The sequence below is a fragment of the Haloarcula amylolytica genome, from assembly GCF_049705545.1.
GTDB lineage: Archaea > Halobacteriota > Halobacteria > Halobacteriales > Haloarculaceae > Haloarcula > Haloarcula amylolytica_B.
In genome coordinates, this window is the sequence record NZ_JBNAMU010000001.1 from 893456 (window position 1) to 909305 (window position 15850).

Genomic DNA, 15850 nt, shown 5'->3' on the forward strand with positions numbered 1-15850 from the left:
GACCAATAACCGTTGGTCGCTGCTGTCCCAGTCAGTCTGCCGCGCCGGACTGCGACAGGGACACCCGGCCGTGGTTTATTACTCTCTCGGTCCGAACGGGATGTATAGATGTTTGGGAGAGAACAACTGTTCTCGGCGATGACGGCGTCGTACGTGATCGCGGTTACGCTCGCCCTCGTCATCGCCGCGATATTCGCGCCGGTCATCTGGAACGGCGTGCCAAGCGGTGGTGACGACGACCCGAGCGTCGCCGTCGTCACCCTTCGCGGCGGGACGACCGACGCCAACGTCAACGCCGTCAAGCAGGACCTCCGCGAGGCACAGACCAACGAATCCATCGAGGCGGTCGTCCTCCGGGTCGACAGCCCCGGCGGTCCCGTCGACTCGAGCGAGGAGCTATACCTCGCTGTGAACCGGACCGCCAGCGAGATGCCCGTCGTCGCCTACGTCGAGGGGACGGCTGCGTCTGGCGGCTACTACGGCATTGTCCCGGCCGACGAGATCGTCGTCAAGCCGAGTTCGAACGTCGGCAGCATCGGCGTCATCGTTCAGGCCCCGCTGAGCCTCATCGAGCAGGTCGAACAGCAAGGCGAGACGTTCGTCCGCTCGGGGCCGGACAAGGCCCAGGTGAGTAAGGACGGCCTCCGAGAGGACATTGAGGTGCTCCAGCGCTCCTTCGTCGGGACGGTCATGCGCCACCGGGGAGAGCAACTGACCGTCTCCCGCGAGGAAGTCGCTAACGGGAACACGTACCTCGGTGCACAGGCGACCGAGAACGGCTTCGCCGACCGCATCGGCGACTCCGAACTGGCCATCGAGCGGGCCGCCGCACTCTCAGACGATATCGAGGGCGACGGGTACGACGTGTCGTATCTGGGAAGCGGCGGTGCCGAATTCAACGTCATCGTCGTCCCGGCCGGCGCCGAGACCGTGCAGGGCGCGAACAACGTGACGTATCTCGTCCATCCCGACGACAGTGAGACGACCTTCCGGGAACCGGTGAAGTACTACGCCGTCTGGGGAATCCCCGCCGAGGACAACAACGCAACGGTGATCCGCAATGACTGAAGGCCGTATCGTCAAACCGCTGGCCGTGTTTATCGTCGTTCTCGTGGTGCTACTGGCCGGCACGTTCCTCCTCGCAGTCGTTAACCCGGGGTCGTCGGGGCCGCCCGACGGCCAGTCTATCGACGGCCAGTCGCCGTCACAGTACCAGCCCGACGCTGTCAACGCGCCAGTCGACCCCGAAGACGGAGAGATATCGGTCGACTCCGACGCGAGTGACAAGCGCATCCTTGTCGACACGAGCCACGGCAACCAGGTGTCCGAATCCGAGCTCGAACCGATTACCGAGGCGCTGTTCGAGGCGGGCCACACGATCGAGTACGGTACGTCCAGCACCGGCGCGTTCGCCGATTCGCTGGGCCAGTACGACGGTGTGCTCATCGTCCAGCCGCTCGGAAGCTATTCGCCAGACGAACGCGAAGCGCTACAGGAATACACGGACGACGGCGGCCGTGTCGTCATCCTCGCCGAACCGACACAGACCCGTCTCTCGACCGGATTCACCCAGTCGACGACGACGGTGTCGTTCGGGGCAAACAACGCCACCGAACGGTACGGCGTCCGGATGGGGGCCGAACAGCTGTACAACGTCGACGACGACGCCAACGATAACAACTTCAAGGCCATCTACGCGTCGCCGAGCGACGACGGCGAACTGACCGAGGGTGTCGAGACGATCACGTTCGACACCGCTGGCTACGCGGTCGTGAACGGGGATGCCGAGACGAAGTTCACCGCTGCCGAGGGCACCCGGACGCTGGAGACGCGGCGCACCGGCACGTACGCGACAGTCGTCCGCAACGACAACATGGTGTTTGTCACCGACTCGACGTTTATCAGGAGCTCCGAGATATACGACGCCGACAACGAGGTGTTCATCGGGAACCTGCTTTCGTTCCTGCTCGACGGCGAGGCACCCGATCCGGGCGGTGGCGCAACCCCAGATGCCGGATTCGGGATCGATGATGATACTTCTACTCCGGCCGAAACACCACCGGAGCCGACCCCCGGCCCGACGCCCACACCTGAACCGACGCCGAGCGGGACCTGACCCGGGCTGCTCGGAACGCGATCGCTCGCGTCGTTACTGATCGCCAATGCTGACCGTCGTTTCGCTGTACAGGCCACGCTTGGCAGCGTCGGCCACGCTCAGCCCTGCGCCGATGGTGTACTCCCCGGCCGGTGCGGGCTCCCACTCGTCGTCGCTGACCCGGAACATCCGGTCCCACTGTCGCCTGAACCGCTTTCGTTCGCCGCGGTCAAACCGGAGGCTGCCGTCCTCGTCGGGCACACTGTCGACGTGGGATGCCTCGGGCACTCCATTGACGTACCACGTCCACGGCCGCGGCGAGTCCGTCGGTAGCGTTACCGGCACCGGGAGGGCGTTCTTCATCGTCACGACGAACGGCACCCCGGCTCCCGCCGGATACGCAGTCTGCGGGACCTCGATATCGACCGTCACCGCGCGATAGCGGAGCCACGTCGGCACCAGCAAGTCGCTCCAGGCCCCGCCGTCGATACTGCGTGCGGCCTGTGGCCGCGTCCCGCGCTCGGTGGGTGCCTGTGGCTCCTCATCGTCACGGTGGAGCGCCCCCGAGTCGTAGATGCGACGCATTATCGGAAGGCAGACCGGCGCGCCCAAAAGTGTTATTCGGACCGGCTCGACTGTGCTGGCGTGTTCGGACACATCTACGCAGCAGGCAGTAGGGCGGGAGGAATCCCCGGAATACTCTCGTCCATTTGGTGTTGCGACACACCGCATGTGACACACAGCCAAACATGCTAAGTGGCCTGACCACTGAGATAGCAGCAAGCTATCTGTCCCGATGACCTCGACAAGCGACACGATTCGGCTGCTACACGTCGACGACGAGCCGGACTTTGCGGAGACGGCTGCCGCGTTCCTCGAGCGCGAGAACGACCGACTCCGCGTTGAGACGGCATCGGACGCCGAAGAGGCCCTGGAACGGCTCGAAGCGTCAGCGTTTGACTGCATCGTATCGGATTACGACATGCCCGGTCGCAACGGTATCGAGTTCCTTGAAGCCGTTCGCGAGGAGTGCCCTGAACTCCCGCTTATTCTGTTCACCGGCAAAGGGAGCGAGGAGGTCGCGAGTGACGCTATCTCTGCTGGCGTCACTGACTATCTGCAGAAGGAAGGCGGGACAGACCAGTACACACTGCTGGCCAATCGGGTCCAGAACGCAGTGTCGGCGAGGCAGTCGGCGACCGAGGTCAAGCGGCGGCGACATCGCCTCGAACAGATTCTCAAGACCGTCCCGTCGTGTGTCGTGCAGCTCGACCGCGACGGGCAGTTCGTCTTCGCCAACCAGCGCGCTGTGGACGTCCTCGGCCTGTCGCAGTCGGAGGTGAAAGACCGGGCGTACAACGACCCGGACTGGGACATTCGCGACCTCGACGGCGACCCGATACCGGACGCGGAGCTCCCGTTTCGGCAGGTGCTTGACACCGGCGAACCCCTGTACGACGCCCGGCACAAGATCCACTGGCCGGACGGTACCGAGAAGGTACTCTCGGTGAACGGCGCACCGCTGTTTGACGACGACGGCGCTGTCGAGAGCGTCGTGTGTACGCTGACAGACATCACCGACCAGCGCGAACGGAAACACGACTTACAGGAAACTGAACGGCGTCTGCAACTGGCCCTCGAGGCCAGCGAAACGGGCGTCTGGGAGTGGGACTGCGAGACGAACGAGGTCGCGTGGAGCGACACGCTCGAACGACTCATGGGCTTCGAGCCCGGGGAGTTCGACGGCACCCTGTCGGCCGTGTTCGACGTGATCCATCCGGAAGACCGCCCCGAAGTCCGCGAGCAGATGGAGCACGCAGTCGAGACGGACGGCATCTACGACGGGGAGTTCCGGGTCATCGACGCTGACGGCGACGTGCGCTGGGGGTCCGTCCGGGGACAGCCTATCGAGCACGACGGCAGTACGCTGATGGTCGGCGTCCATCACGACATTACCGAACAAAAGGAACGCGAGCGTGAACTGGAGGTAATGAAGCGCCGGCTCGAGGCGATCCTGGAAAACACCACGACCCCGATGTTCATGAAAGACGACGAGGGGCGGTACATCTTCGTCAACCACGGCTATCGGGAGATGGTTGGACTCGGCGACGAGGAAATCGTCGGCCGCACGGATTACGAGTTGTTCCCCGAAGAGATGGCTGACACGGTGTGGGCAAACGACCGTGCAGTCCTGCAAACCGGGCAGCCGCTGGAGGTCGAGGAGCGCATCGTCATTGCCGGCGAGTCCCGCCAGTACCTCTCGACGAAGGTCCCGATACACGATACCGGCGAACGGTCTGACCCGGACAGCCCGGTCGCCGTGTTCGGCGTCGCGAGCAACATCACTGACATCCGCAATCAGGAGCAGGAACTACAGCGCGAGCGCGACCGGCTTGCGGAGTTTGCGAGTGTCGTCAGCCACGACCTTCGTAGTCCCCTGAGCGTGGCACAGGGGCGACTGAAACTCGCGCGGACAACCGGTGACGAGAGCCACCTGGAACAGATCGAGACCGCACTCGACCGGATGGAGCGCATCATCGATGACGTGTTACTCCTGGCACGCCAGGGACAGGACATCCAGGAGACAGGACCGGTCTCGCTTCGCGACGCAGTCGCGGATGCCTGGGAGATGGTGTCCCAGGACACCCTGGACGGGGAACTCACCTTCACCGACACTGACGGCCGGGAAGGGACGATTATCGCCGACCGGCCGCGCCTGCTGCAACTGCTTGAGAATCTGTTCCGGAACAGTGTGGAACATGGTGCCACGAGCAGTCGGATGGAATCCGACAACAGTGTCGAGCACGGATCGACGGAGCCACCTTCACAGGCCCAAACGAGCGTGAACCACGGTGCGACGAGCAGCCAGCCGAAGCCAGGGGACGCTGCTGACCGTGGGGATGGGGGTGTGACCGTCACCGTCGGTACCACTGCGGAAGGCTTCTACGTCGCCGACGACGGTCCCGGCGTCCCGGACGACGAGCGGGAGACACTGTTCGAGGCGGGCTACTCGACTTCCGAGGACGGCTCCGGATTTGGGCTGGCGATCGTCGACCGCATCGCAGATGCCCACGGCTGGTCGATCGACGTGGCAGAAAGCGCCGACGGCGGCGCACGCTTCGAAATCACCGGCGTCGAGTTCGAGTAGGGTCGGTCGCGTGGCGGGTCACTGCACTGGTGTCCTGTCCCGGACTACCCAGTCCGTGTCGGCGAATCTGGATGGTCGTCACCGTACAGCAGGCAGGCGATTCCGTGGTCCTCGCCAACGTCGAACAGCGCGGGATCAGTCCGCTCACAGGGGGATTCGAAGGCGTCGTTCAGCGCCGCCCGCGCGGCCTCGAAAGCGTCGTCGCGGAGGTGGTCGATAACTGTCCCGAACACTTCCTCAGCCGCACGGTCTCCGATCGGGTCCGGAAGGTCGAACTCGGCGCGAACCCGCGTGTCGAGGGCCGACCGCGAGAGCTGACTGCGGTCCTCGTCCTCGACGCCCTCCTGCACTGCGGTCACCGCTTCCAGCGAGTCGGCGCTCCGGAGCCGCTGTTTCAGGTCCATGAGCGCGCGCCACTCGGACTGGGCCATGTCGGTCCCCTCGGGCTGGATAATCTTCGGACAGCGGGTGTGGAACCGACAGCCCGAGGGCGGGTTCAGCGGCGACGGGACCTCGCCCGACAGGAGGATTCGGTCGCCCTTCCAGCCGGGGTCCGGCTCCGGGATGGCGGATAGCAGCGCCTCCGCGTAGGGGTGGTACGGCGGCTGGAACACCGACTCGGTCGGCCCCACTTCGGCGAGCTCACCCAGGTAGAGGACGCCCACGCGGTCGGCGACGTGTTCGACCACGCTGAGGTCGTGGGCGATGACGATGTACGAGAGGCCGAACTCGTCCTGCAAGTCCTCCAGCAGGTTCAGAATCTGGGCCTGGACGCTCACGTCAAGCGCCGAGACGGGTTCGTCGCAGACGATGACCTCCGGGTCGACGGCCAGGGCCCGGGCGATGCCGATGCGCTGGCGCTGGCCGCCCGAGAACTCGTGGGGGTAGCGGTGGGCGTGGCGCTGATTGAGCCCCACGGTTTCCAGCAGGTCGTTGACCCGCTCGGTCCGGGCCTCGCCCTCGGCGATGTCGTGGATGTCCAGCGGTTCGCCGACGATGTCCCCGACGGTCAGCCGCGGATTGAGGCTGGCGAAGGGGTCCTGAAAGATGTACTGGATGTCCTTTCGGAGCGCCCGTAGGCGGTCGTCAGAGGCCGCCGTTAGGTCCTCGCCCTTGTACCGGACCGTGCCGGCCGTGGGCTCGATGAGCCGCAACAGGCTCTGTGCGAGCGTGGTCTTGCCACAGCCGGATTCCCCGACGATGCCTAGCGTCTCGCCGGGGTACAGCGCCAGGTCGACGCCGTCCAGGGCCTTTACCTCCCGGCTCCGGCCCAGCAGGGTGTCGACGATGCCCCCGCCGGACTCGTAGTACTTCGTGAGGTTCTCGACCTCGAGGATGGGACTGTCTGCTGTCTTAGCCATCCTGCCGCCCTCCCGAATCGTCGTCCGCGTCGTCATTCTGGTCCAGCAGGTCGGTATCAGTACCGACCGGGTCGGAATCGGCACGCAGCGGCTCGGAGTCCGTACGCCCGACGCGGGGGTCGGGCTGGCTGTCGTCAGGCGGCGTGTCCCGGCCTTTCACTTCGACCTCGTAATCCAGTTCGCCGTCGAGGTCGCCGGTGTAGGCCAGACAGGCTGCTGCCCGGTCGGACAGACCGACGCCGTCCCCGGTGTCGGGATCGACGAGCGGCGGCCGTTTGCGCGTGCAGGCCTCCTCGGCGAAGGGACACCGGGGGTGGAAGCTACAGCCCGACGGCACTTCCACCAGGTCCGGCATGGTGCCGGGAATCGTCTGGAGGCGGTCCTGCCGGTCGCCGATCCGGGGGATGGCGCTCATCAGCCCGACGGTGTAGGGGTGTTTCGGGTCGTAGTACAGCTCCTCGACGGTCGCCTTCTCGACGGCGCGGCCGGCGTACATCACCATCACCCGGTCGCACATCTCTGCGATGACCCCGAGGTCGTGGGTGATGAGCTGAATCGCCGTGTCGTACTCGTCGGCGAGGCGTTCGAGGCGGTCCAGTATCTTCGCCTCGATGGTCACGTCGAGCGCCGTCGTCGGCTCGTCGGCGATGAGGAGGTCGGGGTCACAGGACAGCGCCATCGCGATGACGACCCGCTGTTGCATCCCGCCGGAGAACTCGTGGGGGTAGTCGTCGTAGCGGGCCGCCGGTTCCGGGATGCCTACGTCATCGAGCAGCCGGATGGCCCGGTCGCGGGCGGCCGCGTCGTCGTAGTCGAGGTGATGGCGGATCGCCTCGGCGATCTGCTCGCCGACGGTGTAGACGGGGTTGAGCGCGGTCCCCGCGTCCTGGAATATCATCGCGATGTCGTTACCCCGCACGTCTCGCACGTCGGACTCGGACAGTTCCATGAGATCCTCGCCGTCGAAGCGGACGGTCCCGCTCTCGATACGGCCGGGGTCCTCGATGAGTCGCATCACCGACAGCGCGGTGACGCTCTTGCCCGCGCCGCTCTCGCCGACGACGCCGAACTTCTCGCCGCGTTCGATGCGAAAGGAGAGGTCGTCGACGGCGGTGACGACGCCCGCCTCGGTGTAGAAGTTCACCGTGAGGTCCTCGACTTCGAGCAGGGCCATCAGACCTCGCCCCCGCGGGCCACGTCCTCGCCCTCCTGGGCGTCGAGCGCGTCGTTGATGCCGTCGCCGATGAGGTTCATCGACATGACGAACAGGAAGATCGCGCCGCCGGGGAAGACGGTGACCCACCAGGGAATCGACCCGCCCGGCCCCTGGACGATAGTCTCGCGGGTCTGGTCCAGCATCGTGCCCCACTCGGCGGAACTGGGCGGGAGACCGAGGCCCAGGAAGCCCAGCGCCGCTACCCCGATGACGACGGTCCCGATGGAGAGCGAGGCCTGGACGACGAGCGGCGCGACGGCGTTGGGCACGACGTGCCTGAAGATGACACGGCGGTCCCGCGCCCCGAGCGCCTTCGCCGCCATCACGTACTCGTTTTCCTTGACTTTCAGAATCTCGCCGCGTATCAGCCGGGCGTAGCCGGCCCAGCCGATAGCCGTGAACGCGAGCACTAGCTCCCAGTACCCCTTCCCGAGTACGGCGACGATAATCAGCGCCAGCAGGAGGCCGGGGAACGCGAAGATGAGGTCCAGTAGCCGCATCATCACCTCGTCGACCCAGCCGCCGTAGTAGCCCGCAATCGCCCCGTACACCAGTCCGATTGCGGCGGTGACGAGGACGACGATGAAGCCGATAGAGAGGCTGAACCGGCCGCCGTACAGCACGCGGGAGAACACGTCCCGCGCGGAGCCGTCGGTGCCGAAGGGATGGGCCAGCGACGGGGCCTCGTAGGCGCTCACGTCGAGGCCCTGCGCGTACAGGATCGCACTCGGGTCGTACGGCGCGAGCGAGAACGGCTGGACTGTCACGCCCGCAACCGTGATCGGGCGGGCGAGCAGTGCCAGCAGCGACATCGCGGCGACGATGTACAGCCCGAGCATCGCGCTGCGGTTCCGGCGGAACTCGCGCCAGGCGCGCTCCCAGCGGCCTTCCGTCTCCGTATCTCTCGTCTCTGTCCAGTCCGACAGCGGTTCGCGGCGCTCGACGCGGTCGGCGTCGAACCCCGTTATCCGGATGCGTCCTCGGTCAGTACTCATAGTCAGTCATAGCGGATTCGCGGATCTAACACGGCGTACATGATATCTGCAAGCAGGTTCGCGAGGATAATCGTCACGCCGGTAAACAGCGTGATCGCCATGATGAGGTCGACTTCGCGGCCGACGATAGCGCCGACGAAGGCCCGGCCCAGCCCGGGCCAGGCGAACACCTGCTCGACGACGACGGCCCCCGCGAAGATGCTCGCGGTCAGGAACGCGGCGATAGTGGTCACCGAGATGAGCGAGTTCCGCAGGACGTGTTTCAACACGACCGTCCGCTCGGGGAGCCCCTTCGCCCGGGCCGCCGTGACGTACTCCTTGTTCAGCTCCTCGGCCATCGACGACCGCATCACGCGCATCAGCGTCGCCGACGACGCCGTCCCGATGGTGACGCCCGGGAGGACGAGATACCACAGCATCTCGGGGGAGAGCAGCGGCTTGTCCGGGGCCAGCACCGGCCACAGGTCCAGCCAGAGCGCGAACACGAGGATGAGCATCAGGCCGAGCCAGAAGTTCGGCAGTGAGATGCCCGACAGCGCGAACACCCGCGACAGGTCGTCGCCCAGCGTGTCCTTGTTCACCGCCGCGTAGATGCCGGCCGGGATGGCGATGAGCAGGGCGATGGCCCAGCCGAACAGCCCCAGCGCGACGGTTTCGGGGAGCCGGGCCAGGATGTAGGGCAGGACCGGCTGGTCGACGCTGATGACCGTCCCGAGGTCGCCCTGCAGGACGTTGGTTATCCACGTGAGGTACTGCTGCCAGACCGGGCCGTCGAGGCCGTACCTGGCGCGTATCGCCGCCTCCTCGGCCGCCGAGATCTGCGGGTTCAGCGCGACCATCTGGTCGATGGGGTCTCCCGGCGTCAGGTGGACCAGCGCGAACGTGAGCACCGAGACGCCGAACAGTATCGGCACCGTCGCGGCCACGCGAACCGCGATGAAGCGTCTGAGACTCATCGTGGTGACTCACTCCCGGTCCAGATACGCGACCTGCTGGTCCGTCGGGTCGTGGAGACCGTACGGGAGAATCCCGCTGGAAAACGTGTACGTGTTGTGGCCGACGTAATCGGTCGACAGCGACGACACGTTCGTCCCGAAGACGGTGTAGCTGTTCGGGGCCTGTTCGATGAGCCCTCGCCACACCTGGTCGTACTGCTCGCCGCGGAACTGCGGGTCCTCGACGGCCTCGACCGAGAACCGCGCCTCCGTCGCGATCTCGTCGAGGTCCGGCGTGTCGACCCGCTGGAAGTTACAGCACTGGCCGAAGTTGTCGATGGAGTTCACTGCGTCGTAGAAACTCCCGGGGTTGAACGTCCCCGAGAGGCCGATGAGGACGATGTTGCCCTGCTGGTAGTACTCCGGGCCGAGGATGCGCTGGATGAAGGTCGTGAACTCGAAGGTCTCGACGCTGATGTCGAAAAACTCCGTGTTGCTCATCACCTGGGCGATGAGTTCGGCCTCCCGCACGCGGTCGTCGGAGGTGTTGGTCTCGATGGTCGCCTCGATTGGCGTCTCGACGCCGAGGTCGTCGACGGCCTCCTGCAGCAGTTCGGTCGCGGCCTCGGTGTCCTGTTCGGTCTGCGGGCGCAGTTCCTCGACCAGCGCGTCGTAGTCGGCCGACCCCTCGTCGGCGGCCAGTTCGGGCAGCGGCGTGTACGCGGGGTTGCGGTACCCGTTGTAGATGTTCTCGGCTATCTGAGCGCGGGGAATCATCTGATTGACGCCGCGGCGGATGCGTTCGTCGTCCCACGGCGAGACTCTGACGGGGTACTGGAGGAAGTTGTACGCCCCGGCGTTGGTCACGCTGAGCCGGTAGTCCTCCGAACTCCGGTACTCGCTGTACGTGTCGCTCGTGAGTCCGTACGTGAGGTCGATCTCGCCGCTGTTGAGCGCGGCCGCGCGGGTCGCGTCGTCGGTGACGATAGAGACCGTGACCTCGTCGACGACCGGGCTCGTCGGGAACCCGTCCGGGCCGTCCCACCACTCCAGGGCGTCGAGGCCGAGGTCGTCCAGCCAGTAGTCCTCGAACGTACTGAACTGGGCTCGCTGTTCGGCCTCGTAGGACTCGAACTCGAAGGGACCGGTCCCGATGGGCGTCAGGTCGTTTCGCGGGTCCGCCCCCCTGTCCGGGTACTCCTCGATGTGTTCCATCGGGTAGACCGTCGTCGGGAGCTGGCTGTCGGCCTCGGCGTCGGGCTCCTGGCCGTAGATGTGGACGGTGTAGTCGTCGACAGCCTCGGCGTAGAGAAAGGAATCGAAGGTCTGGGCCGAAATTGAGGAGTTCTCCAGCACTTCGTAGGACCGGGCGACGTGTTTCGCGGTCATCTCCTCGCCGTTGTGGAAGGTGACCCCCTCGTGGAGTTCGGCCCGGTACTGTATCCCGTAGGTCCCGTCCTCGACGGCGTCGGGCGCTTCGTTGACCGTCAGCACTTCGCCGGCCTCGGGGTTCCTGATGATTATCTGGTCGTCGGCGACGAGGTTGCCGTCGTCGTCCGTCTCCGCCGGCACCATGTACGGCTCGTAGGCCCCGTCCTCGACTTCCTGTACGTCCACCCGCTCCCACGTCCGCGCGAGCCACGGGTACACGGTCCCCGCGGCGTCCTGCGTGATGAGGCTCTCGTAGACGAGCCCGTGGACGTTCCCCGACGGGGCGCTGGTGCTGTAGGACGGGTCGAACGAGTCGATGCCCGCCCCGAGACCGAACCTGAGCGTCCCGCCTTCCTGAATCTCGTCGACGGAGACCTCCGCCCGCTCCCGGACCGGGTCGAGGCTCTGCCCGCCCCCGCTTTCGCCGTCCCCCTCTCCGTCGCTTCCGGTGTTGCAGCCGGCCAGTGCTACCAGCGCCGACGCGCCCGCCGTCTGGAGGACGCGCCGTCGAGACACTGTACTCGTGTCGGTATCTGCGTCATAAGACATTCACATCTACCCCAAACTTGTGTCTTGTGTTGGCTTCCCACACACTTATAGCATGACGACGCTCGCGGGTCCGAAACCGGGCGACACCACCGGAATGAGAGGGTGTCACCCCGGATTTCGGTCGGCCGTCCGCTCGTGTGTCGCCCCCGGACCGGCCGTGAGCACGCACGCTCCCGGACGGGAAACGCGAATCTGCCCACCGGCGCGACGCCGGCGTCGTCGTCACAAGCGAAACCATAGCAATATTCCGTCGCCGTCCCCTGATTAAACCGCCGGTATCGGCAGGCGGCACAACCGCTAAGTCCGTGTGTCTGTGAGAAACGTTAATGATACACTCGACGGGACCGCTCCTGACGGTCGACCTGACTGCCGGCGAAACGACTACCGAGGCCATCGACGGCGTGCTCGAACGGTACCTCGGCGGCCGCGGCGTCGGGACGCGGCTGGCCCACGAGCGGATACCCTTCGACGCCGACCCGCTCGGTCCGGAGAACCGACTGGTGTTCTCGACCGGGCCGATGCAGGCCGCGCAGATGAGCTTCACCGGGCGGATGAACTGCACCGGCGTTTCGCCGCTGACCGACGGCTTGCTCTCGTCGAACGCCGGCGGCTTCATGTCGCGGAACTTCGCCGATACCGGGTACAGCGCCGTCGAACTCACCGGCAAGAGCGACGAACTCGTCATCGTCCACGTGCGCGACGACGGCGTCGAGTTTGAGGCTGTCCCCGACCTCGCCGGCGCGACCGTTCCCGAGACGCTGGACTACCTCGACGCCGAACACGGCATCGAGTCCGACCAGACCGCGGTCATCGGCCCGGCCGGCGAGAACCGGGTTCGGTTCGCGTCCATCATGACGAGCGGGGAGCGGGCGTTCGGCCGCGGCGGCCTCGGCGCAGTCATGGGCGCGAAAAACGTCAAGGGCATGACGTTCGCGGGCGATTCCCCGCCGGACATCGAGATTCCGGCGATGCAGATGGACATCCACCGGGAGGCCGCGACGGAGGATCACATCATGAAACGGCAGGGGACCGTCTCGGTGATGGACCTGGCGAACGAGGTCAACGGGCTCCCGTCCTACTACTTCTCCGAGCAGTCGTTCCCGGGCGTAGAAGGCATCAACGGCGACGCCGTCGAATCGAAGAAGTACAAGAAGGGGACCTGCTCGGCGTGTGCGTTCGCCTGCAAGCTCCCGACGCGGGACGAGGAGCGCGGCGTCGAGACCGAGGGGCCCGAGTTCGAGGTGGCGATGGCCTTCGGGTCGAACGCCGGCGTCGACGACATCGTGGACGTGATGCAATCCAACGAGCTCTGTGACCGCCTCGGGATGGACGCCATCTCCGCCGGCAACACGGTGGCGGCCTACCTCGACAGCGAGGACGCTTTCGGCGATACCGAGTTGATTCACGAGACCGTCGAGAAAATCGCCCACCGCGACGGTATCGGCGACACGCTGGCGGAGGGTATCGACCGCTGTCACGACGACCTCGGGGTCGAGAACTGGACGGTCAAGGGGATGGACTTCGCGGCCCACGAGGGCCGCGTCCTCCACGGCCAGGGGCTCTCCTACGCCGTCGCCAACCGCGGCGCGGACCACATGTACGCGACGTTCTATTCAGTCGAGTACCCGCTTGTCCCCGACGACCAGGCGGTTGCCCCCGAAGGGACGCTCGGGAAAGCCGACGTGCTGGTCGGGCGGGAGAACCTGATGGCGCTGAACGACAGCGGCGTCGTCTGCAAGTTCTCGCGGGATTTCATGACCCCAGAGCGCTACGAACAGCTCTTCGACGCCGACTTTGAGGACCTCATGGCCGTCGGCGCTCGCACCGTGACGCTCGAACGCCACTTCAACAACCAGCGCGGCTTCGACCGGGCTGACGACACTCTGCCGTACGACCTCCCGTCATTCGAGACTGCGCTCGACGAGTACTACGACGCGCGTGGCTGGTCCGACGACGGTACGGTCCCCGAAAGTGCGCTGCCGGCGTAACTCGAACTGGTACCGCTGACAGAGCTATTTGACCGGAAAACGGGTGCGGAGCTCGTTCAGTGAGCCCCGTGCCTACGCGCCGGGCACGCCGAACGCACCGATGTCCAGGCCGAGCGCCACGTCCAGGACGAAGAGGATGAGCAGCGCGGACAGCCACGCACCGGCACCGATGATGGCCGCCTTCGTCCAGCCGCCGGGGTAGCGCCACTTGATGACGGCGACCCACGCCACCAGCGCGATAACCGGTCCCACCAGCGGTAGCCACGACGTTAGGGCCCACGCGAGCGCGCCGAACAGCGCGGTAAAGACCGCGTGTCCGTAGTTGTCGACGCCCACGACGAACCGAGCGCTGAGATAAATGGCCAGTCCGCCGATGAGGAGGGCGATGACGAAGCTAACGAGCGACCCGACAATTGGTATTGCCACATCCCCACCTCCGAAGCCAACATCCTATATCTGCTGGCCCAACCGATTCGAGCTGATTTGCTATAGCAATATATAGTTTATAATGGCGGCGCCAGCAATCATACCGTTGGCTCGTTGCACGGCAGAAACTCCGCTAAAAACACTTCAACCGGCGTATTCGTCGATAGACCCGAAGGCCTCGGCCGAAAGGTCGTCAGCGACCGCGTCCCTGTCCACGCCGTCGAGTTCTCGTGGGTATTTTCGTTCGAAGTAACTCACAATGTTCTCGACGTCGCGGGTTAACAGTTCCTTGGCATTTTCGTGGTCGGTCGGGACGGCCTGGGGCCAGTCGAAGACGACGACGCCCTCGTTCGTGACGAAGACGTTGTACTCGCTCATGTCCGCATGGACGTATCCCTCACGGTAGGCCGTCTGCATCTCGTCGAGAACGAGATCCAGAATCGGCAGTACCTGTTCCGGTTCGAGTTTCGTCCGGGAGAGTTCGACGCCGTCGATTTTTTCCATGACAATCGCGTGTCGGTTCGTGTCGACCGGCTGCGGGACCGATACCTCGGGATACAGCGTTTCGAGGGCATCGTACTCCCGCTCGGCGGCCTTCCGAGCGGTGTAGAGCCACGAGACGTGGTCGCGGTCGGCAGTATACTCCCGCTCTTTCATCACTTCGCGGAAGTTGGTGTACCCCTCGCGGTGGTATTTCAGCGCCACCGGCTTGTACGACTGGGCCTCGTATACGTCGCTCTCCTTGCCCACACCCAGCGGCGACCCAACTCCTTCGATAGTGTCGCGCTCGGCAAAGGTATGTAACGCAAGCGTATCGTACCCCTCGAAAGTGAGTTTGAAACCCTCGTACTGGATTGTCTTGCGCTCGACCAGCCCCCGGTCCGCACACCGGTCGAGCCGGTAGTCGACATCTTCCGTCGTCAGCCGGGAGAACTCGGTCAACTTCTCGCGGGCGACGTACTCCGAGAACCGCATTCCCTGTTCGACGCCAGAGAGCAGATGGAAGTCCTCGGGTTCCAGCTCCGCCATCACTGAAGCCACGTTCTGGACCATTACGGTTCTCTACTCGATGGACTGGTAAAAGGCCGACGCGTTCGCCGGATAGGGTTGATAAATTAGTGACTGCTATACAAAATAGCTCGTCTCGGTCCCAGTCTGGTTGTTGTATCGGCGGACGACAAGCGTTCTGACCGGAGTCGGCTGGGTGCAAATGGGCTTAGAGGCACTGGTGTTCGGACAGTCTGCCCAAGGCAGTCGCGCCAATATTTGTTATCTGACCGACTTGACCAACTACTGGGTTCCGTGTTTCGTGACCGAAACGGCACTTCGGACGATTGCTCGTCGAATAAGGGGCGCTTTAACCCACATAATCACACATTTTCGGCCTGACACTATGCGCCTGCTATCGCTACTGTACTGCCGTTTCTGTAGCTCAAAACGTGGCTGATCGGGCTCGAAACCGGGCGTTGGCTGGTCGCAAACTCCCTTCACACACGATGCAACTGAAAGAAGCGGTAAGTCGGGCATCCGCTCGAAAATACGTTCCTAATCACGGTGGCAGTATATGTAAGGCGAACGGTGACTGCGTTCGCCGACTGCACGTCCGCTAAGCTACTCTCTACTTTTGATCATCCGAACGCAAGCGTGTCGTGTGAGCAGACGACACAAGGACCAGCTCAGGGACCTGCTTCGCTCGCTTGCGTTCA

Annotated in this window: 12 protein-coding genes; 4 read left to right on the forward strand and 8 right to left on the reverse strand. The window is 64.8% G+C overall.

Annotated elements, in window-relative coordinates; translation table 11 throughout:
- Window positions 1-108: 108 nt before the first annotated feature.
- Together ACOZ4H_RS04825 and ACOZ4H_RS04830 are read left to right on the forward strand one after the other, a co-directional pair.
- Window positions 109-1068, forward strand: a complete 960-nt coding sequence (locus ACOZ4H_RS04825) for a S49 family peptidase (RefSeq protein WP_424328229.1) — start codon at window positions 109-111, stop codon at window positions 1066-1068.
- Window positions 1061-2116, forward strand: a complete 1056-nt coding sequence (locus ACOZ4H_RS04830) for a DUF4350 domain-containing protein (protein WP_424328230.1) — start codon at window positions 1061-1063, stop codon at window positions 2114-2116. Before ACOZ4H_RS04825 ends, ACOZ4H_RS04830 begins: the two co-directional genes overlap by 8 nt.
- A gap of 33 nt (window positions 2117-2149) precedes the next feature.
- On the opposite strand, the gene ACOZ4H_RS04835 is transcribed toward ACOZ4H_RS04830, so the two are convergent.
- Window positions 2150-2680: a hypothetical protein gene (locus tag ACOZ4H_RS04835; RefSeq protein ID WP_424328231.1), complete on the reverse strand. Its 531-nt coding sequence runs from the start codon at window positions 2678-2680 to the stop codon at window positions 2150-2152.
- Window positions 2681-2891: 211 nt separating this feature from the next.
- Here ACOZ4H_RS04835 and ACOZ4H_RS04840 point away from each other — a divergent pair, with 211 nt between their 5' ends.
- Window positions 2892-5243, forward strand: a complete 2352-nt coding sequence (locus ACOZ4H_RS04840) for a PAS domain S-box protein (protein WP_424328232.1) — start codon at window positions 2892-2894, stop codon at window positions 5241-5243.
- Between the two features lie 44 nt (window positions 5244-5287).
- Here the strand turns inward: ACOZ4H_RS04840 and ACOZ4H_RS04845 are convergent, their stop codons facing one another.
- From ACOZ4H_RS04845 to ACOZ4H_RS04865, 5 genes are read right to left on the reverse strand one after another with little or no spacing between them, the layout of a single operon-like run.
- On the reverse strand, window positions 5288-6604 hold the full coding sequence (locus ACOZ4H_RS04845; RefSeq protein WP_424328233.1) for an ABC transporter ATP-binding protein: 1317 nt from the start codon (window positions 6602-6604) through the stop codon (window positions 5288-5290).
- Window positions 6597-7778, reverse strand: a complete 1182-nt coding sequence (locus tag ACOZ4H_RS04850; RefSeq protein ID WP_424328234.1) for an ABC transporter ATP-binding protein — start codon at window positions 7776-7778, stop codon at window positions 6597-6599. Before ACOZ4H_RS04850 ends, ACOZ4H_RS04845 begins: the two co-directional genes overlap by 8 nt.
- On the reverse strand, window positions 7778-8815 hold the full coding sequence (locus ACOZ4H_RS04855; RefSeq protein WP_424328235.1) for an ABC transporter permease: 1038 nt from the start codon (window positions 8813-8815) through the stop codon (window positions 7778-7780). The genes ACOZ4H_RS04850 and ACOZ4H_RS04855 overlap by 1 nt, the downstream gene beginning before the upstream one ends.
- A 2-nt stretch (window positions 8816-8817) precedes the next feature.
- A complete protein-coding gene (locus tag ACOZ4H_RS04860) occupies window positions 8818-9771 on the reverse strand; it encodes an ABC transporter permease (RefSeq protein WP_424328236.1) in 954 nt (317 codons plus the stop codon).
- Between the two features lie 9 nt (window positions 9772-9780).
- Complete coding sequence (locus ACOZ4H_RS04865) at window positions 9781-11697, reverse strand: ABC transporter substrate-binding protein (RefSeq protein ID WP_424328237.1); 1917 nt, start codon at window positions 11695-11697, stop codon at window positions 9781-9783.
- Window positions 11698-12056: 359 nt separating this feature from the next.
- On the opposite strand from ACOZ4H_RS04865, the gene ACOZ4H_RS04870 reads away from it, so the two are divergent.
- Window positions 12057-13718, forward strand: a complete 1662-nt coding sequence (locus ACOZ4H_RS04870) for an aldehyde ferredoxin oxidoreductase family protein (RefSeq protein ID WP_424328238.1) — start codon at window positions 12057-12059, stop codon at window positions 13716-13718.
- 72 nt (window positions 13719-13790) lie between these two features.
- On the opposite strand, the gene ACOZ4H_RS04875 is transcribed toward ACOZ4H_RS04870, so the two are convergent.
- Both ACOZ4H_RS04875 and ACOZ4H_RS04880 read right to left on the reverse strand, forming a co-directional pair.
- Window positions 13791-14144, reverse strand: a complete 354-nt coding sequence (locus tag ACOZ4H_RS04875; RefSeq protein WP_424328239.1) for a hypothetical protein — start codon at window positions 14142-14144, stop codon at window positions 13791-13793.
- A gap of 144 nt (window positions 14145-14288) precedes the next feature.
- A complete protein-coding gene (locus ACOZ4H_RS04880; RefSeq protein WP_424328240.1) occupies window positions 14289-15197 on the reverse strand; it encodes a serine/threonine-protein kinase RIO2 in 909 nt (302 codons plus the stop codon).
- Window positions 15198-15850 lie beyond the last annotated feature (653 nt).